Origin of the sequence: Cysteiniphilum litorale (assembly GCF_003428165.1) — a bacterium.
GTDB classification, from domain to species: domain Bacteria; phylum Pseudomonadota; class Gammaproteobacteria; order Francisellales; family Francisellaceae; genus Caedibacter; species Caedibacter litoralis.
This window is the reverse complement of sequence record NZ_QLIQ01000081.1, coordinates 1-4487: the sequence shown is the minus strand read 5'-3', so window position 1 is coordinate 4487 and position 4487 is coordinate 1. Positions and strand designations below refer to the sequence as shown.

Here is a 4487-nt window from a genome sequence, read left to right as displayed (position 1 = left end):
CTAATATTCAACCATCAGAAGTCATACTATGTGATTTCCTGGCAGAAAAATATTCAGATGACTGCAATATGCCTTTGATCAGGAAATATTTTAAATCTGGCAACATTAACCTTAAGCACTTGATCATGTTTGGTCTTGATAACAACCCTAAAGATATGGGATTATTCAGTGACTTCCTTTTCTTCAGTGAATTTTCTTTTAATCTTATTGATATCATCAATATATGTACGCGCAGCTGTATTGCGATTGATAATGACGATGATTTTAAAGAAGCTTGTTATAACTTCTATTGCTATTCCTTTGATCATAATTATGACGCCTATATGGCCTTACTGGAGAATGATCATATTTCAAATACCAAAAAAGAAATCGTACGGAATCTAAGAGATAACCCAGATGATATCTTTCAATTTAATTTTGAGGATGATGATTTCGATATCATCAGTTACTCAAAGCATTAATTAGCTGACTTGTCATTATCAAAGTATGCATAAATATTATTATTAGCATTATTCTTAAAAAGATTAACTTTTTTGATATATCGTTGTTGCGTATTAAGTGACTGATTGGTAATTTCACGCATTTTGACCAAATCAGCACCGGCCAGTGCTGCACTGGTGTTGAAGCCAGAGCGTAATCCATGCGGTGAGAGGTTGGTTGTATTGAGACCTGCCTGCTGACATCTCTTTTTAAATAGTCGATAGAATCCTTCGTAAGAGAGTTGCTCATTTCTGACTTTGCAACCACCTTTGTGCAGTGACTTAAAAATATATTCTTGATCTGTCAGATCAATCGCCTCTAGCCAATGCTGCAATGATTTAACTGAGCAATGTCGGGTCGATTTTGAATTAAATGGAATTGCAACCTCATGACCCTTAGCCAGTTGATCTGTTTTAGACTGTCTTATGGTGACAATCATGCCGTGAGCGTCATTAAAATTTACGTCCTCATTTTTTAATGCCAGAAGCTCAGAGGAACGAAATCCTCCAGCGAAACCAACAAGCAAAAGTGCTCGGTCACGTACACTTAAGAGATCGTTACCATTCATACGGTCAATAATTTTAATGAGCATATCATAGGTGACTGGATCAGATGCGTTTTGGTTTTTTCTGATGTCGCGCTGAATACCTTGAAGCAGTGTTTCTATCCTGGGGTGTGCTAAAGGTGATAGATGTCCCTGTGTTTTATGATGGTAGTCTATTGATGCTTTAATAACTGCAATTGTTGACCAGCTGTAACTCTGGTCATGCAGGTAGACGAAAAAGGCATAGGCAATTTCTGGGGTAAGTGGCATTGATGTCACCTTAAAGCCATCACAATAGCTTTGAAGTACTTTAAATGCCGATTGGTAGCGCTTGATGGTATTGCTGGCACGTGATTTCTGTTCAATCTCTAAGCCTTTTGTATAAGCATTTTTCAGCTCTTCCTGAGCAGTCGCTTCAAGCTCATTACCAAGAATCAAGTTAGGAATTTTATCCATGAGTATAATCATCTTCGTTTTGTGCACTAGTAAGAATACTGTTATCGACCATGCGATAAATATTTCTGTACATGTTGAGCACCTCCGCTTTACCAAAGTGCGAATCGCCCGTTGAAAGAAAACACCACATCTCACCAATATCATGCTTAATGGTATTAAATTGAATATTATTCTGGATAAGCCAATCAAGATGTTCTGTCATATCGTCCACTGCATCACCTGAGTATTCTCTAAATTCGATGAATAACTTGAGTTTTCCATAAAATTCAGCCAGAGAAAGTGACTCGAACATTGTCATTTGAAAGCTTGCACCAGAAATATCAATACAGAAGTAAACAGGCTTATTATCTTTATTGACGTAGCATTGTACATTTGCATTCAGGTAATATTGATCAAATACTCTTTTATATTCGTCGTAACAGCGTGTATAAATTGCCAGATGATTGGCTGTAAATACTTCATTGGGACTGACAGTTTTCATGTTGATCATCACCTTTTGGCATAGTTGACTTAGCTCTTAAACTGATCTGATGGATTTTCTCAATTTCAAGTGGGATCAAAGACTGGGTATTATCCATTGTTGAAAGAATATGAACAAATACATTGCCAATCTCTGTTATGGTGCCACGAATTTCCTGATAATTATCATAGAGTAAGTAGACTGACTTATTCTGTGCTTGTGCTTTTTTTAGTTTTTGTGTGTTTGCGTGTAGATTCATTTTTTCTTCTATTATGTTTACTTGTTTTGTTGTTTCGATCCTGCTTGATTTCGCCTAGTTTTTGGCGCATTATTTTCTTGAGAACGCCTAGGTAGCTATCATTGTTCATTCGGTTATTTTTCATGATTCTTTTCATCTATGTCTTTGGTTTTAATGCCATCACGTAGTTCTTTTTTCATCTTAGCTAAATTAAAAGCAGTTACTGCATCACAGGCTTTTTTCCATAAGACTGTATAATTAGGCTTTGCTTTTTCATGATCTGACAGCGATTTGAGCTTGGCTTTTAATGCCCTGGCTCCAGTTTCTGTTTTTAGAAGTTCTTCAATGTTCATCCGCTAAATTTTCCTAACAATTGTTAGACCATCACCTATGGGTGTTAAAATAGATTCAACCCTTTTATCCGCCTTGATGAACTTATTTATTGCTCGGGTTGCTTCTATGCTAGGTGTGTTGATGCTCGCATCAATGACTTTGCCACCTCTGAGCATATTGTCTAAAACAATCAAACCACCTTTTCTTATGAGTTTATAACTTAAGTTGTAATACTCATAATATTCGCTTTTATCAGCATCAATATAAACAAAATCAAAACTGTCACTGTGACCAGATTCTATTAGATTGGTTAAGGTTTTAATTGCAGGTGCGATTTCTAATTTTATTTTCTGATTGACCTTGGCTTCATGCCAATATTTTTTATACTCTTCTAAATTACTGTCATCAACATCGCACGCATATATTTGACCATCGTCAGGTAATGCTAAAGCGAGCGCTAAAGTGCCAACGCCCCTAAAAACACCAACTTCAATCACTTTTTTTGCATTAATCATCTTCATGAGCATTTGCAAGAATTGAAGCTGATCTGGTGCCGTTATCATTTCAGATAGTTCATCATTTTTAGCCTGATTTAACATTTTCTCTTGCACTGGTTGCATGTTAAGCGTGTTATCTAAAATATAACGATATAATGCTTCGTTTTTAAGTAATGTTGATAAACTCATATGATCTGTTTCCTTTTAATTTCAGTTATTGATTCGCTGTGGCGCATGATTTTTGAGAACGCCCAGGCAGTTATCATTGTTCATGCGATTATTTTTCATCGTTATGCTCATTAATACCTTTTACTTCAATAACCTCATCTTTTTCTAGCCATATTTCTTGATAATCAAAGCCATCTTCTGTTATTTTGTGAATAAAATTCTTATCTATTTTTTCTAATGTGACTGAGTCAAGCTCGATTAAAATCAAATTGTTTTCATCATCTATTTGCTTGATTGTCCCTGTGTAGTCAGAGATATCCAAACCTTTATAGTCAGGATCTTCAGTACCACATTTAACTCTAACCGTAGCACCCAATCTAAGCTTGCTTGCATTTTCTTTTGATTTGCGCCAATTAAATTTTAACATCCTGACAGCACCTTTCTCTTATGGCTCCAAGATCTAGACAACACATTGATTTGATTAAGCTCTTGACTTCTAAGTTGACTGTAAATCGATGACATTGCAGCTTGTGCAGTATACGCTTCTTGATCAAGTTTGGTGTTTAACGTGTAACCATATCTTCTTGTGTATTTTCTAACAGTTGTTTCCTTGAAACCTGTTTCTTGACAAACTTCTTTGTAGGACTTGCCTTGCACCTGAAAATTATACAGGACCTCATTCAAGGGCAAATTATATTTTGACTCAACAACCGCCTTAAATGAATCATTGGAATATTGATTAGCCATTATTTGACAACCTCAATTTATCTAGACCCTTCATCATCAGTAGCGCTAATCCATGTTGGGATATAGCCAGCTTAAACTGACTTACGCTAGTGTAGCCTAGAAGGCTAGAGATTTTTGTTAATGGCGCACCCTCGCCATTTAAAAACCAGCGGCTTGCAGCTCTGTTGTTAGCAAAATAGCTAACTTGAACACCCAGCATTGGCTTGCCGGATTTATTTTTTGGTTCATTAAAAATCAAGGCATTTATCCTTTTGTGAAAGTCTAATAATATGTATTAGATTTCAGTTTTTTTATCTTTTTGTCTTTTTGTTTTCAACACTGCCATCTGAATTTCAACTTCATGCAATTTCTGACGTATCTTACTCAGTTCATCAGCTATTTTCTGTTCACGTTTATGGCTATCTTCCAGTCTTAAAGCGCTAATACTGAGTTCTTTTTCAAGTGCCATAATCTTTGAGGTGGTGGCATGTTGGCATTTTTCCAGTTCATTTTGCAGTTCAGCGGTCGTTTTTTCAAGCAGTGTTACCTGATCGAGCGCTTCTCGTGTATGTTGTGCTTCGAGAT

The 4487-nt window shown here is 36.2% G+C and carries 10 protein-coding genes; 1 reads left to right on the top strand and 9 read right to left on the bottom strand.

Features of this window, described 5'->3' with window-relative positions; translation table 11 throughout:
• Positions 1 to 461, top strand: a 461-nt coding sequence (locus tag DNJ75_RS14255) for a hypothetical protein (protein ID WP_170137241.1), incomplete at its 5' end; no start/stop codon positions are given.
• Here DNJ75_RS14255 and DNJ75_RS14250 read toward each other — a convergent pair.
• The 9 genes from DNJ75_RS14250 to DNJ75_RS14215 all read right to left on the bottom strand — a co-directional run.
• On the bottom strand, positions 458 to 1480 hold the full coding sequence (locus DNJ75_RS14250) for a site-specific integrase (RefSeq protein WP_157968379.1): 1023 nt from the start codon (positions 1478 to 1480) through the stop codon (positions 458 to 460). The two genes, DNJ75_RS14255 and DNJ75_RS14250, sit on opposite strands and share 4 nt — an antisense overlap.
• Positions 1473 to 1961: a hypothetical protein gene (locus DNJ75_RS15450; protein WP_157968378.1), complete on the bottom strand. Its 489-nt coding sequence runs from the start codon at positions 1959 to 1961 to the stop codon at positions 1473 to 1475. Before DNJ75_RS15450 ends, DNJ75_RS14250 begins: the two co-directional genes overlap by 8 nt.
• On the bottom strand, positions 1939 to 2199 hold the full coding sequence (locus tag DNJ75_RS14245; RefSeq protein ID WP_117004108.1) for a class-II aminoacyl-tRNA synthetase family protein: 261 nt from the start codon (positions 2197 to 2199) through the stop codon (positions 1939 to 1941). Before DNJ75_RS14245 ends, DNJ75_RS15450 begins: the two co-directional genes overlap by 23 nt.
• 113 nt (positions 2200 to 2312) lie before the next feature.
• A complete protein-coding gene (locus DNJ75_RS14240; RefSeq protein WP_117004107.1) occupies positions 2313 to 2531 on the bottom strand; it encodes a hypothetical protein in 219 nt (72 codons plus the stop codon).
• Positions 2532 to 2534: 3 nt separating this feature from the next.
• Positions 2535 to 3197 (bottom strand): O-methyltransferase, encoded by a 663-nt coding sequence (locus DNJ75_RS14235; protein WP_117004106.1) that lies wholly within the window; start codon positions 3195 to 3197, stop codon positions 2535 to 2537.
• Between the two features lie 88 nt (positions 3198 to 3285).
• Positions 3286 to 3603 (bottom strand): hypothetical protein, encoded by a 318-nt coding sequence (locus DNJ75_RS14230; RefSeq protein WP_117004105.1) that lies wholly within the window; start codon positions 3601 to 3603, stop codon positions 3286 to 3288.
• Positions 3597 to 3923: a hypothetical protein gene (locus DNJ75_RS14225; RefSeq protein WP_117004104.1), complete on the bottom strand. Its 327-nt coding sequence runs from the start codon at positions 3921 to 3923 to the stop codon at positions 3597 to 3599. Before DNJ75_RS14225 ends, DNJ75_RS14230 begins: the two co-directional genes overlap by 7 nt.
• Positions 3916 to 4161 (bottom strand): hypothetical protein, encoded by a 246-nt coding sequence (locus DNJ75_RS14220; RefSeq protein WP_117004103.1) that lies wholly within the window; start codon positions 4159 to 4161, stop codon positions 3916 to 3918. The genes DNJ75_RS14225 and DNJ75_RS14220 overlap by 8 nt, the downstream gene beginning before the upstream one ends.
• 36 nt (positions 4162 to 4197) lie before the next feature.
• The coding region (locus DNJ75_RS14215) for a hypothetical protein (protein WP_157968377.1) at positions 4198 to 4487 on the bottom strand (290 nt) is incomplete at its 5' end.